22 protein-coding genes are annotated in these 24,780 nt (G+C 45.8%); 11 read left to right on the top strand and 11 right to left on the bottom strand.

Going from position 1 to position 24,780, the window contains the following annotated elements; all coding sequences use genetic code 11:
* Positions 1-119: 119 nt before the first annotated feature.
* Positions 120-743, bottom strand: a complete 624-nt coding sequence (locus EK374_RS04145; protein WP_127020399.1) for an alpha-ketoglutarate-dependent dioxygenase AlkB family protein — start codon at positions 741-743, stop codon at positions 120-122.
* A gap of 32 nt (positions 744-775) precedes the next feature.
* Between EK374_RS04145 and EK374_RS04140 the strand changes: the two genes are divergently transcribed.
* The 5 genes from EK374_RS04140 to EK374_RS04120 all read left to right on the top strand — a co-directional run bounded on the left by EK374_RS04140 (position 776) and on the right by EK374_RS04120 (position 4,859).
* The gene (locus tag EK374_RS04140; protein WP_127020397.1) at positions 776-1,915 is read left to right on the top strand and encodes a methyltransferase; all 1,140 of its coding nucleotides are present in this window, start codon (positions 776-778) and stop codon (positions 1,913-1,915) included.
* A gap of 2 nt (positions 1,916-1,917) precedes the next feature.
* Positions 1,918-2,484, top strand: coding sequence for a YajG family lipoprotein (locus tag EK374_RS04135; protein ID WP_233280331.1), 567 nt, complete (start codon positions 1,918-1,920; stop codon positions 2,482-2,484).
* A 3-nt stretch (positions 2,485-2,487) separates the two neighbouring features.
* Positions 2,488-3,093, top strand: coding sequence for a peptidylprolyl isomerase (locus tag EK374_RS04130; protein WP_127020395.1), 606 nt, complete (start codon positions 2,488-2,490; stop codon positions 3,091-3,093).
* A 67-nt stretch (positions 3,094-3,160) separates the two neighbouring features.
* Positions 3,161-3,481 carry a hypothetical protein gene (locus tag EK374_RS04125; protein ID WP_127020393.1) on the top strand — a complete coding sequence of 107 codons (321 nt, stop codon included), beginning with the start codon at positions 3,161-3,163 and terminating at the stop codon, positions 3,479-3,481.
* Between the two features lie 55 nt (positions 3,482-3,536).
* Positions 3,537-4,859, top strand: a complete 1,323-nt coding sequence (locus EK374_RS04120; RefSeq protein ID WP_127020390.1) for an AmpG family muropeptide MFS transporter — start codon at positions 3,537-3,539, stop codon at positions 4,857-4,859.
* 29 nt (positions 4,860-4,888) lie between these two features.
* Here EK374_RS04120 and EK374_RS04115 read toward each other — a convergent pair whose 3' ends face one another.
* The 3 genes from EK374_RS04115 to EK374_RS04105 form a co-directional block, all read right to left on the bottom strand.
* Positions 4,889-5,134, bottom strand: a complete 246-nt coding sequence (locus EK374_RS04115; protein ID WP_008897260.1) for a helix-turn-helix domain-containing protein — start codon at positions 5,132-5,134, stop codon at positions 4,889-4,891.
* A gap of 367 nt (positions 5,135-5,501) precedes the next feature.
* Positions 5,502-5,843: an iron-sulfur cluster insertion protein ErpA gene (erpA, locus tag EK374_RS04110; protein ID WP_008897259.1), complete on the bottom strand. Its 342-nt coding sequence runs from the start codon at positions 5,841-5,843 to the stop codon at positions 5,502-5,504.
* Positions 5,844-5,890: 47 nt separating this feature from the next.
* Positions 5,891-6,574: a DUF6776 family protein gene (locus EK374_RS04105; protein ID WP_127020388.1), complete on the bottom strand. Its 684-nt coding sequence runs from the start codon at positions 6,572-6,574 to the stop codon at positions 5,891-5,893.
* Between the two features lie 108 nt (positions 6,575-6,682).
* On the opposite strand from EK374_RS04105, the gene EK374_RS04100 reads away from it, so the two are divergent.
* The 4 genes from EK374_RS04100 (at position 6,683) to hemL (ending at position 11,288) form a co-directional block, all read left to right on the top strand.
* Positions 6,683-8,386 carry a chloride channel protein gene (locus EK374_RS04100; RefSeq protein ID WP_127020386.1) on the top strand — a complete coding sequence of 568 codons (1,704 nt, stop codon included), beginning with the start codon at positions 6,683-6,685 and terminating at the stop codon, positions 8,384-8,386.
* Entirely contained in the window at positions 8,386-8,817 is a 432-nt protein-coding gene (locus tag EK374_RS04095; RefSeq protein WP_127020384.1) for a CopD family protein, read from the top strand. The genes EK374_RS04100 and EK374_RS04095 overlap by 1 nt, the downstream gene beginning before the upstream one ends.
* 89 nt (positions 8,818-8,906) lie before the next feature.
* Positions 8,907-9,911 (top strand): aspartate carbamoyltransferase, encoded by a 1,005-nt coding sequence (locus EK374_RS04090; protein ID WP_127020382.1) that lies wholly within the window; start codon positions 8,907-8,909, stop codon positions 9,909-9,911.
* Positions 9,912-10,001: 90 nt separating this feature from the next.
* The gene (gene hemL, locus EK374_RS04085) at positions 10,002-11,288 is read left to right on the top strand and encodes a glutamate-1-semialdehyde 2,1-aminomutase (protein WP_127020381.1); all 1,287 of its coding nucleotides are present in this window, start codon (positions 10,002-10,004) and stop codon (positions 11,286-11,288) included.
* 3 nt (positions 11,289-11,291) lie between these two features.
* Here hemL and EK374_RS04080 read toward each other — a convergent pair whose 3' ends face one another.
* The 7 genes from EK374_RS04080 to EK374_RS04050 form a co-directional block, all read right to left on the bottom strand.
* Positions 11,292-13,388 carry a winged helix-turn-helix domain-containing protein gene (locus tag EK374_RS04080; protein WP_127020379.1) on the bottom strand — a complete coding sequence of 699 codons (2,097 nt, stop codon included), beginning with the start codon at positions 13,386-13,388 and terminating at the stop codon, positions 11,292-11,294.
* Between the two features lie 67 nt (positions 13,389-13,455).
* Positions 13,456-13,665: a hypothetical protein gene (locus EK374_RS04075; RefSeq protein WP_127020377.1), complete on the bottom strand. Its 210-nt coding sequence runs from the start codon at positions 13,663-13,665 to the stop codon at positions 13,456-13,458.
* A gap of 92 nt (positions 13,666-13,757) precedes the next feature.
* Positions 13,758-15,911, bottom strand: a complete 2,154-nt coding sequence (locus EK374_RS04070) for a winged helix-turn-helix domain-containing protein (RefSeq protein ID WP_127020375.1) — start codon at positions 15,909-15,911, stop codon at positions 13,758-13,760.
* A gap of 17 nt (positions 15,912-15,928) precedes the next feature.
* Positions 15,929-18,190 carry a penicillin-binding protein 1B gene (gene mrcB, locus EK374_RS04065; RefSeq protein ID WP_206099279.1) on the bottom strand — a complete coding sequence of 754 codons (2,262 nt, stop codon included), beginning with the start codon at positions 18,188-18,190 and terminating at the stop codon, positions 15,929-15,931.
* Positions 18,187-20,646 (bottom strand): ATP-dependent helicase HrpB, encoded by a 2,460-nt coding sequence (gene hrpB / locus EK374_RS04060; RefSeq protein ID WP_233280330.1) that lies wholly within the window; start codon positions 20,644-20,646, stop codon positions 18,187-18,189. Before hrpB ends, mrcB begins: the two co-directional genes overlap by 4 nt.
* 96 nt (positions 20,647-20,742) lie before the next feature.
* Positions 20,743-22,032: an aminopeptidase PepB gene (gene pepB, locus EK374_RS04055; RefSeq protein WP_127020373.1), complete on the bottom strand. Its 1,290-nt coding sequence runs from the start codon at positions 22,030-22,032 to the stop codon at positions 20,743-20,745.
* 66 nt (positions 22,033-22,098) lie between these two features.
* Positions 22,099-22,908 carry a sulfite exporter TauE/SafE family protein gene (locus tag EK374_RS04050; RefSeq protein WP_127020371.1) on the bottom strand — a complete coding sequence of 270 codons (810 nt, stop codon included), beginning with the start codon at positions 22,906-22,908 and terminating at the stop codon, positions 22,099-22,101.
* A 300-nt stretch (positions 22,909-23,208) separates the two neighbouring features.
* Here EK374_RS04050 and dksA point away from each other — a divergent pair, with 300 nt between their 5' ends.
* Together dksA and gluQRS are read left to right on the top strand one after the other, a co-directional pair.
* Positions 23,209-23,658 (top strand): RNA polymerase-binding protein DksA, encoded by a 450-nt coding sequence (gene dksA / locus EK374_RS04045; protein ID WP_127020369.1) that lies wholly within the window; start codon positions 23,209-23,211, stop codon positions 23,656-23,658.
* Positions 23,658-24,554 (top strand): tRNA glutamyl-Q(34) synthetase GluQRS, encoded by an 897-nt coding sequence (gene gluQRS, locus EK374_RS04040; protein ID WP_127020367.1) that lies wholly within the window; start codon positions 23,658-23,660, stop codon positions 24,552-24,554. Before dksA ends, gluQRS begins: the two co-directional genes overlap by 1 nt.
* Positions 24,555-24,780: the final 226 nt, after the last annotated feature.

The raw sequence follows: 24,780 nt of genomic DNA, 5'->3' as shown, positions 1-24,780 counted from the left end.
GAACCTCTTCATTGCTCCCTCACCTCTACTCTAGTTAAGGCATTACACCTTGTCAGCCCGCTTTTTTGCAAAAGTGAAGGAAAATCCGCTAAGCGACTGCTGCCATAGAGAAAATATAATTAAGTTGTTTTTTGCTTGATTTCACGAAAAGTCAGGTTTACACGTCCCTCTGTGGCTGAGGCCATTTTCGGTACTCTGTGCTGCCAATACTGCTGACATTGGCCTGCCATCAGCAACAATGATCCGTGCCCAAGCTCCAGCTTCAACTGTGTCCCTAAGCCCTTATGTTTTAAGTCAAAAAACCGCTGCTGCCCCAAGCTTAACGACGCAATTTGCGGGTTTTCACCCAGCTCCGGCTCATCATCACTATGCCACCCCATATGCTGCTGACCATCAGAGTACCAGTTCAGCAATACCGAGTTAAAATGAGTCTGACACAATTGATTTACCCAGTCTGTAAGTTGTCTGACCAACGGATGCCAGGGTTCCGGCTCAAATAATACGCCTGAATATTTATAACTGCAGTGCGGATCGCCCATCCACACCTGCTGCCTTGGGATCAGCACGGCTTTGCCAAAGATTTTTATTGCGGGCTGCTGCCAGTTTAATTGCTGCGCCAATTGCTGATAACAGCGCTCTGCCTGCTCTGGCGACAGCCACTTTGGCCAAAATAACAACTCTGCTTGCGGTAATACAAAGTGTTGCAACGATCCATGGTTGTCGCTCTGGTGTGCACGTGTCAAAATACAACCTTCTCTTCTTTAAGTTGAATGGCATGAATACTATTTTTACCGTCGCTGACAAGCAACTGCAGTTGGACAGATTACCACTGGGGCAAAGCAATCGCAGCTTACAAGCTTGGGATGCGGCCGATGAATTGCTGTTGCAACAAGCCTTACCTTTGCTTAATGAACGTGCTGATTTAAAAGTGGTAGTGATGCACGATTTGTTTGGCGCTTTGTCCTGTGCTTTGGGTGATTACCCACATAGTCAGCAGAACGATTCTGTATTAAGCCAGCAAGCGACAGTGCACAACAGACAACAAAACGGCTTGTCTACCGATGCTGTGAGCTTTCTGGACAGTGTGACTGCTTTGCCCGCTGATGTGGATCTGGTGCTGCTGAAAGTACCTAATAATCATGGTTACCTGCGTTATATGTTACAGCAATTGAGTCAGGTCGTTCGGCCAGACACTATTATTATTGCAGCAGCAAAAGCCAAAGATATTCATAAAAACTTACTGGCTATTTTTGAGCAGGAATTAGGAGCAACTCAGGCTTCGCTTGCCCAGAAAAAATGCCGGACTATTCATTGTATTCCTCGCGGTGAAGCTCGTGCTTTTACTTACCCTATTCAATGGGAATTACCTGATTATCAGCTGACACTGGTTAATCACGCCAATGTGTTTGCGAAAGAGCAACTGGATATAGGCGCACGTTTCCTGTTGGAACATTTACCAGTACTGGATGCAGGCTCTCTAGTAGCCGATTTAGGCTGCGGCAATGGTGTGCTTGGCGTTGCCTTATTACAACAACAGCCTGAGGCTAAAGTGATTTTTACCGATGACTCCTATATGGCTGTGGCATCATCAAAAGCTTCAGTTGAGGCCAACATACCTGAACTATTGTCTCAGGCCGAGTTCAGAACAGACGACTGTTTAGCCAGCCAGGCTGATCAGAGTCTGGATTATGTGATTTGTAATCCGCCTTTCCATCAGCAGCAGGCTGTAACAGAACATATTGCATGGCAGATGTTTAACGACGCCAAACGTTGCTTAAAGGCCGGTGGTAAATTACGTATTGTGGCCAACAGACATTTGCCTTATTACGAAAAAATGACGGTACTGCTGGGCGGATGTCGCCACATAGCCAGCAACAATAAATTTGTGATCCTCGAATCAACCAAAAGGAAATAACTATGTCCTCTGTTTTGCGACCAGTTTTAGTGGCTTTCAGTCTGGCTCTTGCCGCCTGTAGCAGCACTTCATCGTCTTTTTTAGTCACGCCCCAGGTATTCTGGAATCAAAGCAAAGCGTTGTCAGGTGCCGAGTTTGTGTTGACCGTGGTGGATCAGCGTCCTTCTGATCAAACCTTATTTTTGCGTAAAGGCACTGCAGTCACTAGTCTGCCGACCAGCAATAATCTGGCACAGCAACTGGAGTCCACCTTAACGGATGCAATGACAGCACAAGGGGCTAAATTAACCTCCAGCAGCGTGACCACTATGACAGTTCAAATTCTGAAGTTATCTGCAGATGCGGATCAACGCACAGTGGAGCATCTGGTGAAAAACGATGTCGAACTACGTATTGAGATCCAAAACAGCCATGGTTCTTTTGATAAAGTCTATGCAGGCAAAAGTAGCTTCTCGGGCCCGTTTAAGCTGGACAACGCCGCGGCCGAAGTGAAATTACGGGTTTTAACGGAACAAGTGCTGGCTGAGTTACTGAACGACAGCAGCTGGCACTCTTACGTGAAGGGCTAAGTGATGCGTCTGATTACTTTAGTACTGATCACACTGTTTTCAGTCTCTGCGGTGGCGGCGGTCGACATGACCAAGCCTACAGGCAAATATGTGCAGCAAAACAACTTGTTTCCGAAAGTAAAGCTAGTCACATCAGTGGGTGACATCATAGTCGAACTGGACAGAATCAAAGCACCTCTGGCCGTGAATAACTTCTTAAGTTACGTCAATATAAAAGCCTATGACAACACAGTGTTTCACCGGCTGGAACCTGAATTTGTGTTGCAAGGTGGTGGTTATAAAGCTGATATGGCGCCAGTGGACGAATTTCCGGCTGTGTTTAATGAATCAGGCAATGGTGTAAAAAATCAGTTTGGCAGTATTGCTATGGCTCGTAACAACGATCCGCACAGCGCCACCAGTCAATTCTTTTTTAATCTGAATGATAATTCAAGTTTGGATCCAGGCAAAAACTGGGGTTATACGGTTTTTGGCCAAATCCAGGATGGCTTTGAAGTACTAGAAAAAATGAAGCTGCTGGAAACCCATACTGATGAAACCACAGGCTGGCAAAATGTGCCTAAACAGCCAATTATCTTAAAACAAGTGATTTTACAGCCAGAACAATAAAGCCCGACTATACTTGCTCTGAGCACACAGAGCTGGCGTGGTGCCAGCTCTGACAGGGATCAGACCTATGTTAGAGCCCTTTATTGAACAAAAATCACGACAGTTAATTTTCTACCTTTCCCGCTTCCTGCGTGGCCGTCTGCCGCACAGAGAGTTACATCTATTTGTCTGGGATACGCTGGAGGAATGGTCTCAGTTTCGGGTCAGAAGCTGGCGACCTGAAACCTTGCGTGAGCAGGTGTTCTGGCATTTGCTGTATCAGATTGAATACTGGTCTGAGCCTGAACTGAAACAAAACACCGAAGTACGCCGCGATTTGCAGTATTGCCTGAGCTTTTTGCATGGTTATGGACAACTGCCTTGCTATTGCGTGGGGGTAAGGCCTTGATCTAATTTATTGAAGCTGTAAGCTGGTTTCATGTTTTTCTGCACGGACTACCGTCTTGTCTGCTATTGCTGCTTTTTTTTCCTCCTTACAACTTTATTGCCAGCGCCGGGTTCTAACCATTTTTATTATGGGTTTTTCCAGTGGTTTGCCGTTAATGCTGGTGTTTGGGGTATTGTCATTCTGGCTCAGAGAAGCCGGAGTATCACGCGAACAAATAGGTTATTTCAGCTGGGTGATTATGGTGTATGCCATTAAATTTATCTGGTCACCTCTGATAGACCATTTAAGCTTACCCGGTCTGAAACACTGGCTGGGGCGTCGGCGTAGCTGGCTGATCCTGTCGCAAAGCCTGATTGTTCTGGCCGTACTTTTAATGGCCACTATGAACCCGCAAACAGAATTGAAATGGATGGCACTCTGTGCTGTGTTATTAGCTATAGCGTCGGCAACTCAGGACATCACTATAGATGCCTATCGTATAGAAGCGGCGCCTGAGCGTTTGCAGGCGGTGCTGGCTGCGGCCTATCTGGCGGGCTACCGCCTTGCCATGATCTTCTCATCAGCTGGTACTTTATGGATAGCGGCGTTATTCAGCAGCACTGAGACTGGTTATGATCTGCAAGCCTGGCAGTCCACTTATCTGGTGATGGCAGGCTGCATGGCCTTAGGCTTATTAACCACTCTGCTCTCTCCCGAACCAGTTGTTGAAGATCAGCTTAAGATTAGCCCTGCCCATAGCTCTGTCAGTCAAAAGTTGATGAACTGGCTAAAAGTTGCAGTGGTTGGCCCCTTTGTTGATTTTTTTGCCCGTCACGGCCTGAATGCTTTACTTATTTTAAGTTTAATCGCCTGTTATCGCGTATCTGATGTCGTAATGGGAGTGATGGCGAATGTGTTTTATGTGGATATGGGTTTTAGTAAAGAAGAAGTCGCCAGCGTGTCGAAAATCTTTGGCGTGCTGATGACCCTGCTTGGAGCTGCCTTAGGGGGCATGTTGATCAATAGCTTTGGGACCTTACGGATATTGTTGCTTGGCGCCTTGCTTAGTGCATGTACCAATTTACTTTATTGTTACCTCAGTACCCAGGGCCACAACATACCTTTATTAATTGCGGTTATCTCTGCTGATAATTTAAGCGCAGGAATAGCCACCAGTGCTTTTATTGCTTACCTGTCGTCATTAGTTAACTTAGCTTTTACCGCTACACAATATGCCCTGTTTAGTTCCCTGATGCTGTTATTACCTAAGTTTCTAGGCGGATTTTCCGGGGGATGGGTCGAAGTGATGGACTATCAGGCGTTTTTTGTTATGACGGCTCTGATGGGGTTACCGGCCATTGTACTTTGTTTTGTGCTGTTCAAAAAAACGCCGCGTTAACGCGGCGTTTTTTTTCAGATAAAAGCAAATTAAGCTTCGATCAGAACTTGCTTCAATCCGTCCATAGGATCTATGGCCAGAGCCTGACAATAGCGAACGTATTCAACTACATCAAGACGACGTTCCTGATTCTCAACCTTGCCGATAAAAGAATGCGGAGTGCCTAAAATCTCAGACAAACTGCGCATGGTATGGCCTTTTTCCTGACGCTGACGCTTCAGCCACACACATAATCTTTTATTCTCATCTGAAATAACGCTTTTAGTACCTTTCATTTGTTGTTCTCCCAGCGCGCAAGCGCCTTGTGTTTACGACTTAAACTTCCTGCCAAAAAAAATCCAAAGCTTAGGGAATGTCCCAATAAGCAAAAAAAGCAATTCATTAAACCATAGGTTGTTCAGAGCGTATAGTTACCTTGCTGAAAATGTAGTCACTTATCGCAGATTTTTGTCGATTAACCGCCCTATTAAAAAATAGGAACGAACAATTTAATTTACACAACAGTGTCTGATCTAACCTGATTGCAGCTATGTTTCCACAAAAGGTCTGACTGTTAGCTGAACGAGCTGTCTTTTAGCACAAAAACTAAAAAGGCCTCTGCACTGCAGAAGCCTTTTTTCTCGTAGTGATACGCACGAAGAACTAAACGGAGAAACTGGAACCACAACCACAGGTTGTTGTTGCGTTTGGGTTTTGCACAATAAAGCGGCTACCTTGCAGACCATCAGTGTAATCGACTACGCCACCAGCCAGATACTGCAGGCTCATAGGATCAACCACCATAATGACACCATTTTTTTCGACAACCAGATCACCTTCGTTTACTTTTTCATCAAAAGTAAAACCGTACTGGAAGCCTGAGCAACCACCACCTGTGATATAAACCCGCAGTTTTAACTCAGGGTTTTCCTCTTCGGTGACTAGGGCCAATACTTTATTGGCGGCGGCGTCGGTAAACTGAATAGGAAGTTGTAACTCTGACATATGTCCTCCGGTATAACTGGGCGCGGATTATCTAATACTTGACTAATTTATTCAAGTATTTCGCCGGGCTGTACACTAGGCCAAAAAAAGCTCTTATCGACCTTAGCTGACTTGGCCGAGCGGGCTGCCGCCACCTTTAAAGCCACATCCACTTTTTCAGGTTTAAACCCTTCTGGCAAAGAAAACTCACCTTCAATGATCTGAAAGTATTTAAAGCTAAAAGCTTTATCACTTTTGCTGAATCCCGCTAGTTGCAACAGATCGACTGTATCTCTTTTATCACCGGCAAAACCATGTAATTTCAGATCAACAGTGCCCTTGGCAAAATTACGTTGTTTATCCTGCTGGATAAGCACCAGATTAAATCTGTAGCTATTGGCTGAGGCTCCAGGGGTGATGCTGAAGCTATCAATAATCAAACTGTCGGCCTGCAATTCAGGAGAAATAATACGCTGATAAAAGGCCAGGTCTTTGCGGGTATCAAACAGCTTTTGCTGTTCAGCTTTGAGTTCTTGCTGGATCAGTTGTCCTGCACTTTTTTCCACCGCTAATTCGGCCGTCAGATAGTCGTTTTGTTTTAACTGCTCGTTCAGGTTAGCTGTAAGGTTGTTGGTTTTTTTCTGACTTTCTTCCAGTTTGGACGAAAGCAAATTTACCTGTTGCACATAATAATAATTGCCAAATAACTGCCCGGCCAAAGCAGCAAGCCCCATCAGACCTGCGGTGACCAAAACCTGTCTCCAGCTACTTTTGAGCCAGAGCAAAAACTGCATACGATTCATCAACCTACTCAAATAGTTATGTTACACTTTGCCTATCGCGGACTCAGACACTATAGCATGTTACTACCAGCGGACTGGCAAGCAAAATTACGACTTCGGTTGGCTTTCCCTCTTACGTCAGTACAATTGTGCCTGTTGGCTATAGTGGCAGGCTTTTTAGCCGCATTGCTGATCCTGCTATTCCGTCTGACTATTATTGGCATCCAAAGTTTCTTTTTAGAACGCACCGATGATTTCTCTGGCATATCCGAAGGCTATCGCTGGGCTTTGCCTTTTATTGCTGCTGTGCTTATTAGCATCATGGCGATGTTAGTTGGGTTGGCCCATTACCGCATGGGTATAGCTTATGTAATCCACCGTATTAAAACCCAATATGGGGTGATGCCATTCTGGAATACCTTTAATCAGTTTTTTGGTGGCATTATAGCGCTAACCAGCGGTTTCTCTGTAGGTCGTGAAGGTCCTTCAGTGCATCTGGGTGCTTTTGGTGCAGGTTTACTTGGGCAATATTTACACCTGCCTTATAACAGTATCCGCATTCTGGCCGGCTGTGGTATAGCAGCTGCAATTTCAGCTTCTTTTAACACGCCTTTAGCCGCCGTTATTTTTGTGATGGAAGTGGTGCTGCGGGAATACCGAATTCATGTGTTTGTGCCTGTCATGTTGGCGTCTGTAGTTGGCGCTCTGCTAACGCGTGGCGTGTTTGGTATGGGCAATGATTTGGCAGCGCTGAAAATTGTCTCGATCAGTGGTTGGCATCTGCCTTATCTGGTGCTTTGTGGCATCGCCATTGGGGCTGCCGCTTATGTCTTTAACCAAAGTATCTGGCGTATTTTAAAGTGGTTCCAGAAATGGCATTTAGCGCTGAAATTATTTTTGGCCGCAGCTATCACCGCCGCTGTCGGCCATCTGGTTCCTCAGGCGATGGGTGCTGAGACAGGCGCTATATTTTATGCCGTCACCGCATCTACTGAATTCTGGTTGTTATTGACTATCTTATTGGCAAAATTTCTTTTAACTGTAGTGGCTGTAGGTTTGGCAGTGCCAGGTGGTGTGATAGGTCCGGTCTTTGGTATAGGCATTCTGGCTGGTACTTTATTGGCGTTTTTACCTGTATTCGTGTCGGGCGATGCAAGTTTATCCGGTACTTACGCTACTTTGGGTATGGCGGGTTTTATGGCGGCCACATTACATGCGCCTTTAGCTGCTTTAGTGGCAGTGATGGAGCTGTCCTATAACCCCGATATTATAGTGCCAGCCATGCTGGTGATTACCTGCGCTTATGTCACTACTGTACAACTATTTAAAAACAAATCGATTTTTGTCCTGCAGTTAGAACTGCAACAACTGCCCTACAAATTGGCGCCAGCCGACGACGTATTGCAAAAAGTCGGTGTACTGGCGATGCTGGATAAAGAGTATGTGCAGCTATCGGCTTCAGAAGAAGATAAAATTGAAACTATTCTGGCAGATAAAGCGGCTCACCAGTTGCTGATCCTGCAAACAGACAACCCAGAACAGCCTTTCTTGCTGATTGATTATGATCTGGATGCATCTATGACAGGGCAATCCACTCTATTGCGCCAACCACTGCAGGGCTTAAGTCATCAGGCTTCTATGGCAGAAGTTCATACTATTCTGGATGAACAAAAAGGTGGTGTAGTGTATATTTTCGACCCACAACAGCCTGAACAACTTTTAGGTCTGATCCGCTGGGAACAGGTTCGAGCCCTATTAACTAAACAGAATAATTTAATCTGATGAATACATTACTGGTTATTAAAGCATTGCATGTCAGTTTTATGGTGGCCTGGTTTGCCGGCATTTTTTACTTGCCACGGCTCTTTGTCTATCACGCTGACACGAAAGATCCGGCCGTAGATGCCCAGTTTAAAGTGATGGAAAGGCGTTTATTGTATTTCGTCACGCCTTTTGCAGTACTGACGCTGGTGTTTGGCCTTTGGTTGATTCATCTATATGGTGCAGCCTGGTTTGCAGTAAGTAGCTGGCTGCACTACAAACTGCTGTTGGTAACTCTGCTTTACGTCTATCACGGCTACTGTTTTAAGCTGCTGAACGACTTTAAACAGGGGAAAAACAGCAAAAGCAGCAAATTTTACCGCTTCTTTAATGAATTCCCTGTACTGTTACTTTTTGCCATTATTTTTCTGGCGATTTTAAAGCCGGTATAGGCTGATTTAAAGCACCTTATTTGCTATGCTATGCGCCGACTTTCAGCCAGTTTCGGCGCCCCGCAACCTCTAGCAGATGAGCACCCAGTATGAGCTTTAAAGGCGAACACATCCTCTCCGTCAAACAGTTTGACCGTGACAAAATTCAGCAGGTTTTTGATATTGCCCGCAGTATGGAACCTTATGCGACGCGCCAGAAGCGCACCACTGTGCTCGAAGGTGCCATTTTAGGTAATTTATTTTTTGAACCCAGCACCAGAACCCGTGTCAGCTTTGGTTGTGCCTTTAACCTGTTAGGTGGCGAAGTTCGTGAAACCACTGGCATGCAATCCTCTGCGTTATCCAAAGGTGAATCCTTATTTGATACAGCCCGGGTGATCAGTAGTTACAGCGATGTTATTGCTATGCGCCATCCACAAGCTGGTTCAGTGGCTGAATTTGCTGAAGGCAGCCGCGTGCCGGTATTAAATGGCGGTGATGGTGCCAACGAACACCCAACTCAGGCTTTGCTGGATTTGTTCACCATAGAAAAAGAGCTGGCCGCTTCACAGCAACATATAGATGGTATGCATATCGCCATGATTGGTGATTTAAAGTTTGGTCGTACCGTGCATTCATTATCCAAATTACTGGCTCTGTATAAAAACATTCAGTTCACTCTGATAGCACCAAATGAACTGGCGATGCCGGATGACATCGTCTCGCTGATTGAAAATGCAGGTCACAGAGTGACAGTGACGGATCAACTGGCAGGCAACTTAAACGCGGATATCGTCTATCAAACCCGTATTCAGGAAGAGCGTTTTCCTTCCCAGGAAGAAGCCAATAAATACCGCGGTAAATTCCGCTTAAATCAGGATATTTACACCAAACACTGTAAATCCAATACAGTCATTATGCATCCGCTGCCCCGTGATTCCCGTATCGAAGCCAATGAGCTGGATAACGACTTAAACCTGAACCCGAATCTGGCCATTTTCCGGCAGGCGGATAATGGTGTTTTAGTGCGTATGGCCTTGTTTGCTTTAACCTTAGGTGTGGATCAGCTTGTCAGCAAATACGAGCGTGAAGTGCCCTGGTACAGTAATAAGTAACCCAAAGGCACAGACCTCTACTTTTCATTTATCTTTAAGTCGGGCTTTGTGCCCGGCCGTCTTTTAAAGGTTTCGTTTTAAGGATCCACTATGTCCAAGTCAGCACAGTTATTTCAGCAAGCACAAAAAACTATTCCTGGTGGCGTTAATTCTCCAGTCCGCGCTTTTAAAAGCGTAGGTGGCACACCGGTGTTTATCGACAGCGCTAATGGGGCCTATTTATATGATGTCGATGGTAAAAAATACATCGACTATATAGGTTCATGGGGCCCGATGCTGTTGGGGCATAACCATCCTTCAATCCGGGAAGCTGTAATTAAAGCCGCTGAAAAAGGTTTAAGTTTTGGTGCACCTTGCCCTGCTGAAATCACCATGGCTGAAACCATTTGTGAATTAGTGCCAAGCATGGAAATGGTGCGTATGGTCAGCTCAGGCACAGAAGCAACCATGAGTGCTATTCGTTTAGCCCGTGGTTTTACCGGTCGTAACAGCATTCTAAAATTTGAAGGCTGTTACCACGGTCACGCCGACTCATTGCTGGTCAAAGCAGGCTCAGGTGCTTTAACTTTAGGTGTACCAAACTCACCTGGTGTACCAGCTGATTTTGCTAAATACACGCTCACTGCAGAGTTTAACAATCTGGAGCAGGTCAAAGCGATTTTTGCCGAACAAGGTGCTGATCTGGCCTGTATTATCGTCGAGCCGGTAGCAGGCAATATGAACTGCATTCCACCAGCACCAGGCTTTTTAGAAGGTTTACGTGCACTTTGTGACGAATACGGTGCAGTGCTGATTTTTGATGAAGTAATGACAGGTTTCCGTGTCGCATTAGGTGGCGCCCAGGCCTATTACAACATCAAACCAGATCTGACTACTTTAGGAAAAATTATTGGTGGTGGTATGCCAGTCGGCGCTTTTGGTGGCCGTCGCGATATTATGCAGCATATAGCACCTTTAGGTGGTGTTTATCAGGCTGGTACTCTGTCAGGCAACCCTATCGCTATGGCAGCAGGTTTAGCGGCTTTAACGGAAATCCGTAAGCCTGGTGTTTATGATGTATTAACGGCCAAAACTACACAGCTGATTGAAGGTTTAGCGGCAGCGGCTAAAGAAGTGGGTATTCCACTTGCAACCACTCAGGTGGGAGGTATGTTTGGTGTGTTTTTCAGTAATGAAACGCAGATCACGAACTACCAGCAAGCGACACAATGTGATATCGCAGCCTTTAAACGCTTTTTCCATCTGATGTTAGAGCAAGGGGTTTATCTGGCGCCTTCAGCCTATGAAGCCGGCTTCTTGTCTATAGCTCATAGTGATGACGATCTGGCTTACACCATAGCTGCGGCTAAAAACGCCTTTATTCAACTGAAAGCTTAACTTTTACTCAGCAGGCTCAGGATGCAACCAGATAATGTCGGTATCCTGAGCTCTGAATTGTTGCACAAACAAAGTTCCGTTCCCTGAAATCAACGCCTGAGCGGCTTGCGACAACGGCCATTGTTGCTGTTGTTGCTGTTGTTTCCAGTCGTAATAATTTAATACAGTCCCCCCCTCAGATAACCAGTACAAACCAGTATCTGTGCTGGCCCATGCCGCAGCGGCTGTTGTACGCCAGCTAATTTGTACTGGCAGTGTCGTCATCCTTTGTCCGTGTCGCCACAGTTTTACATAGGGAGTGTCCTGCAGCTGTATAGCCAGGCTTTGCTCTGGTCCACACTGTACATTGACAACATCGTTCAGCAGTTGCCGGATTTTTCCTTGTTCAAGTTGGTTTAAAGTCCAATCTTTCTGGTCATAAGATGTCCAGTATAAAACTTCATTACAGACCACAAAACGCTCACTACCTGCCATTTTTTCTGTCAGAGGTAGTAACTCTCCCCTCTTTTCCGAAAACTCAAACAGTTGTCTGTCGATCAGAATTAACAATTTGCCATCAAGCCATAACAACTGCTGTATAGCTAATTGTGTTTTAAACTGGCTGATCTGTTCTGTATTCTGCCCTTGCGAGCGCCATAACTGAGGCAACCCCGAACGGTCGGACACGAAATAAGACTGGTCTTGCTGCACCAGCAATAGAGATTCAGATCTGTTACTTTCGGCAAAAGGCAAAGTAACGATTTGGCTGTTTTGTTCCTGCCACTGCAGTTGCATTAAATCAGTGACAGCCTGGGCCGGATAAACAGCTAATAAGGATTGTTGCCATACCGAACTATCAGCAAGATTAAAGGTCATCTCGCCAAAAACTCTGCTGTTTCCAGTTCGCAGTGACAATACCTGGAGTTGTTTGCCAGATTTATTCACCAGCAAATCATGCTCCCCCCACCAGGCTAGCTGGTTGGCAGAAAACTCAAAGTCGGTAATCACACGCCAGTCTAAGTCTGTCAGGTCCAGCTCTATCAGGGAAGAATGGCTATATCCCACTTGAGCCAGTGCATAGGCTTTTTTGTCTTTAACAATAAAGTGACTGATGCCGCGCCACCGTGCAGGAAACTGCATCAACAAACGCTGTGAATTTTCCTGCTGCCAAAGCCAGAGCTGAGTTTGGCCAGTCGCAGGCTCCAAATCCAGCCAATACAAACCATCTGCAGTTATTGCTTGTCCTGCAGCAATAAACTGATGGCAGGAAAACAATGGAATAGCAGCAGTAAAATGTTGTTTCACTGTTTTACGCCAAAATGTGCATTCTTGCTGTTGTTGCGACCGGAAAATAATTTGTTCGCTATTTAACCACTGAGGCTGGGAGAGATGTTGATAACGTTCCTCATCATAACGGAACTGCATTGACGGCAATTGTTGTGTCACCCAACGCCAGTTGGCTTCATCGGGGCTCTGATGCTGAAACACGACTAAAGATTGATCATTGGACAACAAAGGTGTTTGTTCCTTGCCATCCAAAGCGCTGACAGGTGTCAGTTGTAAGTAGCGGGGTAAACTTGCTTTTTCGTTCATTTTACTGACCAATAAAGCAAAACTTAGGCTAAAAAGTAACAATATTAAGGTGCTGAACCAGATATACCGGATACGTTTTAGTTTCCTCTTTTTACCACTGTGCCAGCTTTCTATTGCTTGTTGAGTACTGAGTAAATCTAAAGGGGCTTCAGCTCCTTGTTGTGTTTGCACATCTGGAGGAGGTAAATCCACCTCTGCAACAGGAGCAAGCCAGCAATAGCCTTTTTTCGACAAGGTAGCAATATAGGTTGGTTCAACTCTGCTGTCTTGCAGAGCTCGTCTGAGAGCCGCAATAGCGCGGGTTAGGGATTCATCAGAACCTAAACCTTCCCCCCAGACACCGGACAATATCTGTTCGCGACTGACGACCAATTCTTTATGGTCAAGGAAAAAATTTAGTAACTTATGCAGCCTTGGTTCCAATGTCAGCACCTCCGGATCAGCTGACGCCGACAGAGGCTGTAATTGTCCAATGGTACGCAGATACCGCCATTGACCAAAGGTCAGGTAGTCTGCTGTATGTTGCATAAGGGTCCGCCTACATAAACAAGTAGGCGGATTATAACCAATTCAAGCGAAAAGTAGAGTAGGAGTATTAAACAGCCTTAATAGCTGACTGTGTAATTACTACTTGGGTCGTAGACTCTAATGTTTGATCTTCAAAATCTACACCACGGCAATGTGGCCAATTTGGGCATACACCTGCAACAGCTTGTGTGTGGCCTACAGCAGTGGCATTACCACCTGAAATTAAAGAAGTTGAAGCAACTAAAGCGGCAGCAGCGATAAATTTGATCAGTTTCATATTTAAGTTCCAATTAGAGTGGTTGAATTCGACCACTGCAGTATCGGATACTCGGAATTACATAAACTGATGAAATTATTATAAATTAATGATTAATTTATGGTTTTTAGCTCTAATTTAGCTATATCTAAATCCTGAGTTTCTCCTATCACCATATAAATGTACTGCCCATCATGACTTAACGAGAAACGGGATGAATACAAATCAGAGACTAAAGCAAATGGAGTCAGAGCTTTATCATGGTAAGAGTAAAAAAATAACTGGCTTTGCTGCTGCTCATTGATAGCGGAAAAGTACAGACCGTTTTCCCGCAGCAAAAAAGTAGAAGACTCAGCAAATATTAATCGCTGCACTTCATCACTTAAAAGCTCTTCACCCTGGTCAGTTAAAATGCTGTATTTACCTGTTAAGGTGCTGCGTTTTAATTGATGGTTGCTGCTTTTGCTTTGGATAAAAAAATCGACGCCATCCAGATAAACCACTGGCTGAGTTGAAGAATCCAGCTGATAAGACATCACCTGCCAATTGCCTTTATTATTGATCGTATAAAAAATGCTGTTGGTCTGTTGACCCCAGCTCAGGTTTTTCACTACCTCGCCTTTGGCACTTATTCTTTTTGCCTTGCCAGCTAAATCAAATAACCAGACTTCCTGATCAATCAACACCAATAGCTGTTTGCCATCTTCGGAGAATTCCATATCTGATATAACCACGGTGCTTTCAAAATGACTGATCATTTGCTGCTTGCCATCTGGATAAAACAACCAGATCTGTGGCAATCCTGTACGCATAGAAACGGCAGCGGTAGGCCCATCTACAGTAGGATTAGCCTCCACCGTTCGTTCACTGCGGTTGGATTTAAAAACTATTTCTTCTGACGGATGCGAGTTGGTAATAGGGTTATTAAACTTTTTAATATAATAATTGCCATAACGACCTACTGTCCCATAAAGCTCGCCTGAAGAGCCTAATAGTATTTCCGAAGCTTGGTTATTGGTAAGGGCTACCGTTGTTTGTTTAGCTGTCTTTACGTTAATACTTTCAATATTCCATCGACGGGCAGGATAATAAATCTGCTCGTCATTATGACTCCAGGCAATATCACCCGGATAACTATGTTTAATATGTAGCAATAGGGATGTTTCTCTGCTATTTAAATCCATTAACCATATTTGTACAGAGTTGCTGGCAACATCACGTAAAAAAGCAATCTGATCGCCGCTATGAGAGTAACGGGCGGTAAAGTCCCCCATCCCTGAGTTACTGGCTAATACCAATTGAGTTTTATTCCCTGAAGCGATATCCAGCGAATAAATAGCCATACGTTGTTTGCTATTTTCATCACTACTGAATAATAAGGACTTGCCATCTGGAGCCCAGGAGATACGGGTAGATGTGCTGCCAGCACCACAGGAGGTCAATAATTTATCTTCTGTCGCTGAATAACCTGGTTCACCAACAAAAGTTAATAAACGGATTTCGCAGGATTCACGGTATTTAAGGCGCTGATAAGCGACAGCTTTACCATCAGGTCTGAAACTGGCTCCATAATCATCGGCATCGCTTTGAGTCAGTTGTAACGTTTGATGGTTCTGCAAATTCTGCAACATCAACACATTGGAATGGTTTTTACTCTTTTGATAGCTATACACCAAAAATTTCTTATCATTTGAAATAGCCGGATAATATTCAAAACCATCCAACGAAGACACAGGGATCCAGTTAACAAAAGGAGCTTGTTCTTCAGGCACTGAGTCTGTTGGCCAGAAAATCCAACTGGCTAAAATAGCCAGCATGACAGTCGCAGCGCTCAGGCTCAACCACCAAATACGATTGATCTTACGTTCAGCAGCATTCTGTGGCGCCTCATAATCATCCGAGGCCTGAGCTATCAGTTGTTCCTGCTCAACCACTTTGGCAATAAAACGGTAGCCTCGCTTGGGTATGGTTTCAATATAACGGGGAGACTTCACATCATCGCCCAATACATCACGCAAAACACTGATAACCCGTGCCACACGGCCGTCAGTGACAGAAGTCATTTGCCAGACTTCTTTAAGCAATTCCTCTTTGCTGATTAAGCGACCAGGGTTCAGTAAAAAAAAGTTCAATACGCTTTGGCACAGATGATCGAGATCAGCCAGTTGGCTTACTTCCATCCGGTTGTTAAGTTTTGCCAGCTTGTCTAACTGCGGTAAATACCACCACTCTTCAACTTTTAATTGCTTCTCTGGCCTGAACGACATAAGTCAATAATTCCCGTTTATTCGCAATCCGTAAGTAGGGTCGCACTGACAACTTTTGGTAACAACAGAGTTCCTTCACAATCATCAGCGACAGCACGCCCTGTCGCAGCAGAAAAACGTCCCAAAGTAACATCTGGAGGTATAGCTCTGAACAAGGAATTCGGAGGGACCATTCTGAAATACTGGCTGAATAAAGTTAAAGCACCAGACCCCCCTGTCAAACCTATAGATTTATTGTCATCTCGTCCTAACCAGATAGTGACTGAAGACTCATGCTCAAAACCAGTAAACCAGCTATCTTTGTGATCACTGGATGTTCCGGTCTTGCCGGCAAAGCGTATACCAGCAAACTGATTCGCCAGAGTTTTTGAAGTACCGCTTCGCGTACTTTGTTGCATGGCATATTGCAACAGGTAATCCGCATCTTCTGTAACTCTTTGTTGCACAATGTTTCTGCGCTGATACAGCATAGTACCGTCTGTTTTGGTAATAGACTCTATGCTGGCTAATTTTATATAACGGCCTTTGTTGGCAATAACCTGATACAGCTGAGCCACTTCGGCAGGCGTCAGCTCTACCGCACCTAAAAACGCTGAAGGTTGCAGCTTCACATCACGCTCAAGCCCAAGGCGTTTAAAGCCATCCTGCAGAGCTGGCAAACCCAGTTGTAAACCTAAACGCACTGTAGGAACGTTCAGTGATTCAGATAGAGCCTGAATTAAGGTCACTTGTCCGCGGAACTTCTTATCAAAGTTCTGAGGGCTCCAACCGCCCTGACTGCCTTTGAGGTGAATAGGACTGTCATCGAGCATAGTGGCCAGACTAAACTGGTTGGGTTTACTTAGTGCCTGCAGATAAAGCACGGGTTTTACTATGCTGCCAATCTGACGACGGGCATCTAAAGCCCTGTTATAACCAGCAAAATGTACCGCTTTACCACCTACTATGGCTTTGTATGACCCAGCCTGGTAATCGGTCACCACCATAGCTGCTTCCAATTTGCTATCCAGTTCCGACAAGCGTTGTTTGACTGTGTGCTCGGCAGCAAGCTGAGCCTGAGGGTCCATATAGGTGAAGATTTTCATACCTTCAGCAATAACAGCAGGGTCTGTCACCAACTCCTTCAGCTCACGTTTCACCGCATCCAGATAAGAAGGTGAACGACCTTTTAAATGATGACCTAAAGGTATAACCGCCAATGGTTTACTCACAGCGCGCTGGAAGTCTGCATCTGATAATAACTGCTCGTTATGCAGCATTTTCAATACCAAATCGCGGCGATCCTTAGCTCTGGCACCAAAACGACGCGGGTCATAATATGAAGGTCCTTTGACAATGGCGACCAGCAGCGCGTATTCCTCTGGCTGCAACTCATCCAAAGGTTTACCAAAATAAAACTTGCTGCCTAACGCAAAGCCATGCACTGCATTGTTATGGAACTGACCAATAAAAATTTCATTCAGATAAGCTTCCAGAATTTGATCTTTACTGTATCGATAATCGAGAATTAAGGCGATCAGCGCTTCATTGACCTTGCGAACTATGGTTTTATCCGCCGTCAGATACATGTTTTTTGCCAGTTGCTGGGTTAAAGTTGAGCCCCCCTGCACTGTGCGTCCAGCCATAAGATTGGCCCAAAAGGCACGAACCACAGACCAGACAGACACACCATGGTGCTGGTAAAAATCCCGATCTTCTATCGTCAGCAGTGCATCTTTAATATGCTCCGGCATATCTGCCAGATTCACCATTTCTCTGTCTTCCTGCTCTGAGGAAACCAGATGCTGCACCAGTTGAGGTTCGATCCGGGCTTTTTGCACCGACTTTTTCAGTTGATGGTCATAAATGTTATGCACCCTTTGACCTGCAAAAGACACAGTAAAAACTTCTTCCTGATCGTAGCCATCGGCAAACTGAAAAGCGCGGCGAAACACTGTCACCTTATCGCCACTCTGGCTGTACTGACCAGGACCATTGATTTTATTGACCGCCCTGTACTGCAATAAATCCAGCTCACTGACTAATTGCTTTTGGGTCAGACTTTTACCAGGGATCAGCTCCAGACTGCGGGCATAAACCTGAGCTGGAAATTGCCATTTATGACTGGAAAACAAGGTGGTAATTTTGCTATCCAGGTAAATCAAATAAATAAATAAGGTCAGTAGCAACACCAACCCTAACTTCAATGCCAGCCACAACATTTGTTTGGCAAACTGCGGGCGCTTAGCGTTTTTAGCAGCTGGTTTTTTTCTTGGGGTACGGCTTTGTTTTTGTGTCATTTTTGCATAGCTTTTTTAGTTTTATTAGTCGGCATGGCCTCTGCAGGATTGTCTGGCCAATAATGTTTTGGATAACGGCCTTTCATTTCCTTTTTCACTTCAGCATAACTATTAGCCCAGAAACTGGCCAAATCCTGAGTTACCTGTAAAGGGCGACGCGCTGGCGACAATAAATGAATTTTCATGGCTAAACGCCCGTTTGCTACAGCCGGAGTATCGAGCTGGCCAAACATTTCCTGAATTCGAACAGACAAAATGGCTTCTCCTTCATCGCTGTAATGAACAGGGATCATAGATCCCACAGCTGAACGCCAACTGTCTGGCAGGCTGCTATTCAGCATTTGCTGCTCTTTGTACGTTAAACGTTGCCATAATAAAGAGTAAAGATCTAACTTATTCAAATCATTCAGTTTTGTAAATCGACCTAAAGCTGGAGCTAACCAGACTTCAGCGTCAGCCCATAAGCTATCATCATCTACCTTGGGCATAGCCTGTTCTGGCATGTACTGATGCATCAATTGCAGTCTGTATCGCAGCTGCATGGCTTGTTCAGTCCAGGGTAACGCCTGCAAACCTTGTTGTTTCAGCCAATCCAGCCAGGCCTGTTGCTGTTCGGATTCTGTCAGTTTGGAATGGACTGACTTACGTTCCAGTACACAACTGCCCAGAACTAAGCGCTGCTCCGCTATAAAACGACCTTGCTGCGCATCAAAACCAAAATAGGACTGCTTCTGCAAATCAGCCTGCCATTCCTGCATCAGTTCTGCCATAGTCCAGCGTGCCGCCAGACTGATTTGTGTGCTGTGGCCAAAATACAAATCACAGATCACCAGCACTTCAGTGCCTGACAGAGGACTGTCAGGAAATAATAAAGCACCCGCATTATTCGTCAGTAAGTAACCTTTGCCCCGCAAGATAGCAATGCGGTCAGGGAAAGCCCGGCTTAATAAGGCCGCTGTTAAATGCTGAGGTAAGTAGCTGCTGACTTTAATCTGATTCTGCTGTGCCAGTTGCTTCGCCTGTTGCAATAAAGCGCCATACAAAGGTTGCTGCAGCAACTGGTCAATATCCTGCTCACGACTGCGATTTGGATTCTCCAGCATCGTTGCCAGCACCACAGCCAACCAGGCAGCACCTTGCTCCCCCTGTTGTTCCAGCGCTTTGCCATGCAGCACTAAAGCGGCCAGTCGGGGCTCAGTACCAGTGGCTAACAACTGCCGGCCAAAGTCAGTGATCTGGCCTTTGTTCGTGATAGCTTTGAGTTGTAACAACACCCAGGCGGCCGATTTCAGGTTGGCTTGTGGCGGTTGATCCAACCAGAATAATTGCTCTGGCGAGCAACCCCAGGCAGAAATCTCCAGTAATAGCGAAGTTAAATCTGATTGCAGTATCGAAGCAGGAGTAAAGGCAATACGGCGCTGCCACAGCTCCGCACTATCGAGGCGATAACAAATACCGGCCGATAAACGCCCTGCCCGTCCTGCTCTCTGAATAGCAGCGGCCTGACTGATGGCAACAGTATCCAATCGTGTTAAGCCATGTTTGGGATGATACACAGCCTGACGACAGAAACCGGAATCGACCACCACTTCAATACCTTCAATGGTTAAACTGGTTTCGGCAATATTAGTGGTCAGTACTAACTTACGCCGCCCTCGTGGGCTAGCTGCTATAGCTTGTTGCTGCTCAGCCAAAGTTAAAGCACCGGACAACGCATAAATATCTAACTGGCTATCGTTGTTTTGCTCCAATAACCAGTCTCTGGCCTGATTAATTTCACGTTGACCTGGTAAAAAAGTAAGGATACTGCCCTGATGTTTGAAGCTGGCTTGCAGACTTAATTTAGCACTTTGCAACCAGACAGGTTCGGCTGTAGGTACTTGATAAACAATATCCACAGGATAACTGCGGCCTTCGCTGCTCAGCACGGGTGCGTCCAAGGCGAACGCTAGTTTTTGCTGTTCCAAAGTGGCCGACATAATCAGCAATTGCAAATCACTGTTCAGTTGCTGAACTTCTAATGCTAAAGCTAATGCCAAATCTGCCTGCAGGGAGCGTTCATGGAATTCGTCAAAGATAATCAGGTCTATGCCTGCAAGTTCAGGATCCTGCTGAATTTTCCGGATCAATACCCCTTCGGTGACGATCAACAAACGAGTGTTTTTGCTGTAACTTTTTTCATGACGAATTTGATAACCAACCTGTTGCCCTACAGCTTCGTTCAACTGACTGGCAAGATAACTGGCAATACTTTTTGCGGCCAGTCGCCTCGGCTCTAACAGCAGAATAGTTTTTCCGGCGAAATCGGCATGGTTGAGTAAAAACAGCGGCAGGTAGGTTGATTTACCGGCACCGGGCGGCGCAGATAAAATCACTTTGTTGTGTTGTTTCAGGCTCTGAACCAGCCTTGGGCAAATCTCTGCAACAGGTAACAAATCAGGTCTCGCAAAAAACAAAAAGCAGCCTTATCTTAGCTGCTTTTTTGGTTGAACCGAAGCCAGAAACAAACTTTATGCCGCTGACTGCTGCCTTAAACAGCAATCAGCCAAAGATTATTCCTGAGTCAGAGTTTGAGCCACTAAACGAATGCCCATACCTGTTGCACCTGCGGCCCAAAAACCATTGGCTGAATTATGGAAAGCTGCAGCTAAATCTAAATGAACCCAACCTTTGCCGTCGTTAGGCACAAAACGACTTAAAAAACCTGCCGCATTGCTGGCTCCACCTGTGCCCCCACCTTTGACAGGACGGCTATTGGCTGTATCGGCATAAGGTGAAGGGCATTGGCCCTGATGCCATTTCTCCAGCGGTAGTTGCCAGGCGCCTTCCTGCACTTGTTCGGCATAACCTAACACACGTTGTGCTAAGGCCTTATCCAAAGCAAAGACTGCATTGTATTCGGAACCTAAAGCATTCATTGCAGCACCGGTTAAAGTAGCTGCATCAATGATCAGTTCAGGCGCTGCTTCTGCAGCTTTTTGCAGACCATCAGCCAGTACTAAACGGCCTTCAGCATCGGTATTAACGATTTCGACAGTGACGCCATTTTTATAGGTCAGGATATCACCCAGTTTAAAGGCACCACCTGAGATCAGGTTTTCGGCACAGCATAAAATCAGCTGCACTCTTTTGTTTAAGCCCTGCAAAATGGCCAAAGCTAAAGCGGCTGTAACAGTGGCTGCACCGCCCATATCGCATTTCATGGTCACCATGCCTTCGCTGGCTTTAATTGAATAACCACCCGAATCAAAAGTAATACCTTTACCTACTAAAGCGGCAAAAACCGGTGCATCAGCCTGACCAGTTGGATTGTAGTCCAGCACTAACATAGCCGGGTCACGCTCACTGCCACGGCCTACGGCATGAATACCGACCCAGCCCTGTTCCAGCAAAGTAGAACCCGCAATAATTTCAGTGGATACTGTGCCAGCTGGCGCTACAGACTGAACAAAAGCTGCAGCCTGTTCAGCCAAAGTAACAGGGGCTAAATCTTCTGGGGTTTGGTTGATAATAGCTTTAGCCCAGCTAAAAGTTTGGTGCAACTGCTGTAATTGCTGTTGTTCGGCATCTGTCCCCGTCCAGCCGATAGCACCTAATTTCTTAGCTGTACAAAAACCCTGATACAAAGCCCACTGGCTATCGACAGTCCAGCCATCACCTGCCAGTTGAAACTGTTGAATACCTAAGGCATCTAATTGACGACCAGCTTTTTGCACTGCACGTAAATCAGCAGCTTTGACATGAAGTTGATAACCAGCCGCATCTGGTGTCAGCAGCACATTTTTGCCCCACTTGGCATCTGCAGCAGCGCTGCTTAAGCGAATTTGAATTAGATCTGACATAGTTTTTTATCTCTTAATGCGTGGATAGTGCGTCGATAAAGTATGAGCCGAGTGTATCACAGGGCTTTATGAGGTTAAGACGCTGTGTAACATTTTAGCGCTCAATGCAATGAGCAATGCGGCAAATACTTTCTTTAAAGTGGCCACAGGCAAACGGTGCGCTAACGCAGCACCAAGCGGCGCGGTAAAGTAACTGACAGCCGCAATTAACAACATGGCAGGCAAATACACATAACCCAGGCTGTACTCTGGCAATACTGCATCTGTCGAAGCACCAGCAAGGAAATAACCCAGCGTACCGCTGATGGCTATAGGTAAGCCAACTGCAGCAGAAGTGCCTATCGCCTGCTGGATTTTGACATTACACCAGGTCAAAAAAGGCACTGTCAGCGAACCTCCCCCTATAGCCACCAAAGCGGATACGGCCCCGATCACCAGCCCAACCCCACTTAAGCCTATAACGCCTGGTAACTGGCGGCTGGCTTTAGGTTTAATATTCAGCAGCATCTGTAGTGCGACATAACTCATAAAACAGCAGAAAAATATCGCCAAAGCCAAAGAAGATAAAGCAGCCGCCAGATAAGCCGCAGCTACAGTGCCTATTAATATGGCCGGAGTTAACTTCCAGACCACAGGCCATAAAATAGCGCCATGCTGCTGGTGACTTCTCATACTGGCAAAAGACGTCACTATAATGGCAGCCATAGAGGTAGCCAGAGCCATATGCACGGATAATTCAGCAGGAAATTGCTGTGCTAAAAATAAAGCAGTCAGTACAGGTACCATAATACCGCCGCCGCCTACCCCTAATAAGCCTGCAAAAAAACCTACAACTGCCCCCAGCAACAAATACGCGATAATCCATTCGATGGCCATATAAGCACCTTTCTGTCATAAAAAGAGCATTACTTTAGCAAAGTCATGCAATAAATATCTTCTGTTTTGAATAAGTTAACTGGGATAGTACAGAACAATGCTTCCCAAGTGATGTTTCTGCGGTTTAGAGTGTTGTTTTTTTAAACCAGCCGAATTTGTGGACCGCAGGAAAAAAGGTGACGCAGGCGGTTCTGCTCTGTATACTTCGGCGGCTTTTTTAATAGTGATTGCAGCTGTCATATTTTTCTGCTATCACTAGCCGCCAACTTTTTGCTTGGCACTGTTTTACAGGAGATGATCATGCCAGAAGGCAAAACCGTAAAAACCTTGGGACTGTTAGCCCTTGCAGGCGTAGAGCCTTATCAGGCCGCGCAAGGCGAAGAGTACATGAACCCAAAACAGCTGGACCATTTCCGCCGCATTCTGGACGCATGGCGTCAACAGTTACGCGAAGAAGTGGATCGCACCAAAAACCATATGGCCGACGAAGCTGCAAACTTCCCGGATCCAGTGGATCGTGCTGCTCAGGAAGAAGAGTTCAGTCTGGAATTACGAGCTCGGGATCGCGAACGTAAATTACTGAAAAAGATTGAAAAAACGCTACAAAAAATCGAAGACGAAGACTTTGGTTTCTGCGACACCTGTGGTATCGAAATTGGTATCAAACGTTTAGAAGCCCGCCCTACAGCCGATATGTGTATCGACTGTAAAACGCTCGCTGAAATCAAGGAAAAACAACTGGGCGGTTAATGATGCCTGTTGTCCCTCCTGCATACAGGGGCCGGTTTGCGCCATCGCCATCCGGCCCTTTGCATTTTGGATCCCTCATTGCTGCTGTGGGCAGCTATCTGCAAGCAAAATCCCAACAAGGTCAGTGGCTGGTGCGGATGGAAGATATCGACAGTCCCCGTATGCAGGCTGGTGCAGCCGATGGCATTTTACGAACCTTAGAGCGCTATCAATTACTGTGGGATGGTGATGTCTGGGTGCAAAGTCAACGACTAGAGCGTTACCAGCAGGTGTTGGAGCTATTTCAACAACAGCAACTAACCTACGGCTGTAACTGCAACCGCTCTCGTATTCAAAGCCTGCCACAAGGTTATGATGGCTATTGTCGCGATAAACAGCTGACAGAAGGCATGCTTGCCTGGCGTTTAAAAGCACCGGCTACTGCGCCAAGCTTTACCGACCTTTTAGCTGGTGAAGTGCAGATCCCCACGGCCCTCGCCGCTGAAGATTATATTTTAAAACGCCGTGATGGCTTATTTGCCTATCAGTTGGTGGTTGTAGTCGACGATTTGGATCAAGGTATTACAGAGGTGGTGCGTGGCGCTGACCTGATTGACCTGACGTCCAGACAACAAGCTTTGTTTCAGCTACTTGGTGCAACAGCCCCTGCATATCTACATCTGCCTTTGGCTGTGACTGAACCAGGCTTCAAACTCAGCAAACAAAACCATGCACCAGCTGTTGAAGACTGGCCCGTCAGTGCCACTTTAACTGCTGTTTTACGTTTTTTGGGCCACCCACCCCCAGCAGATTTAGTTGGGGCTGAGGCCAGCGAATTACTGGCATGGGCCAGTGCACACTGGCAGATCAGACAAATCCCAAAACAAAGCGAGCAAAAATCGGCAGATTTCCTGTAAAAAATCAGAGATTTTCCAGAAAGCACAAGGCCGCACGTTCTATTTTTCCAGAGGCTGCGGTATCATTAGCCGCTTTTTTCATCGAGTTCATTTAGCTAAGCTCACAAGGAGTACTGCCATTATTTCGCGAGTCCTGGATTTTTGCCGCCGCACCCTTGGCAGCAAAAGCGTTGAGAGCGTTGCTCAACCCAAAAAAAGCCGTCAGTCCATTCTGCCGGAGCTGAAA

Origin of the sequence: Rheinheimera mangrovi, from assembly GCF_003990335.1 — a bacterium.
In the GTDB taxonomy this organism is placed as follows: Bacteria; Pseudomonadota; Gammaproteobacteria; order Enterobacterales; family Alteromonadaceae; genus Pararheinheimera; species Pararheinheimera mangrovi.
Note: the sequence above shows the minus strand (reverse complement) of the source record. Positions and strands in the feature narration are given on the sequence as shown.